The sequence below is a fragment of the Candidatus Parvarchaeota archaeon genome (assembly GCA_016866895.1).
In the GTDB taxonomy this organism is placed as follows: Archaea; Micrarchaeota; Micrarchaeia; order Anstonellales; family VGKX01; genus VGKX01.
On record VGKX01000233.1, the window covers coordinates 1 to 1,173 of the forward strand.

A 1,173-nucleotide genomic window follows, 5' to 3' on the forward strand; every position below is an offset into this window, starting at 1 on the left:
TCTGAGCAGGGGCTCAAGAGTTGCCACAGCCAGAATCCAGCCGTTTTTTGGAAGCGAGCCTCTGCCGGATAAGCAGGTGAAAATTCTGGCATACATCATTGCAGAGGGGCATCTTGGAAACAATTTCATCCTGTTCTGCAATTCCGACAGCGAAATTGTGGCAGATTTCAGGGAAAGCATAGCCGGATTTGACAGCAGACTTGAAATATTAAGGCATGGAAAATTCAATTACCATGTTGTTGATCATGGCAGAAAAAGGCAGATAAAAAAGGAATTCAGGGATTCAGAAGGGCATTTTGCTCGTGGAATTGCATTTGACAGAAGGAATTCTCTGAGGAAATGGCTTGACTCTCTTCAGCTTTATGGGAAGAAATCAGCTGCTAAATTTATTCCGGAAGTGGTTTTCAGGCTTCCGAGGGAAAAATTGGCACTCTTCCTGAACAGGCTATTTTCCTGCGACGGCAGCATTTATCACAATTCAATGGAAAACAGCTGGAGAATCAGCTACTCGTCTGTCTCTGAACAGCTTGCAAGACAGGTCCAGCATCTGCTTCTCAGGTTTGGTGTTGTTGGGATTCTGAGGTGGAAAAAGACCCAGTCAAAGCTCGGCAGGGCATTCGAGCTGGAAATCAAGGGCGAGTTTATTGAAACATTCATCAGGAACATCGGCTTTTTTGGCCAGAAGGCAGACAGGCAGAAAGTGGCGCTTTTAGGCATGGAAGGCATCAGGAGAAATTCCAACATTGACACTATTCCTAAAGAACTTTGGCTGAAATACAAGCCAAAAAACTGGGCTGCAATCGGCAGGGCTGTGGGATATGCCTACCCAAAGGCATACAGGGAAACCACCAGTTATTCAACAACCAGAGAGAAACTGCTGCAGATAGCAACATATGAGCAGAATGAGATGCTGCTTGCTTTGTCAAAATCAGATATTTTCTGGGATGAAATTGCAGAAATTGAGAGGATAAACGAAACAGTAAAAGTCTATGATATTACTGTTGAGGATAGCCATAATTTTGTGGCAAATGACATAATCGTGCACAACTCATACTCAATGGGAGTGATGGCTGAGGAAATGGCAAACCTGCCGGAAGATGTTTCTGCAAACCTGAGCATAATTATGCTTGATACAATGGGAGTCTACTGGACAATGAAATACCCGAATCATGC

1 protein-coding gene is annotated in these 1,173 nt (G+C 44.1%); it reads left to right on the forward strand.

The annotated features are described in order from the left end of the window. Position 1: 1 nt before the first annotated feature. Positions 2–1,173, forward strand: a 1,172-nt coding sequence (locus FJZ26_06195; GenBank protein ID MBM3229996.1) for a hypothetical protein, incomplete at its 3' end; no start/stop codon positions are given.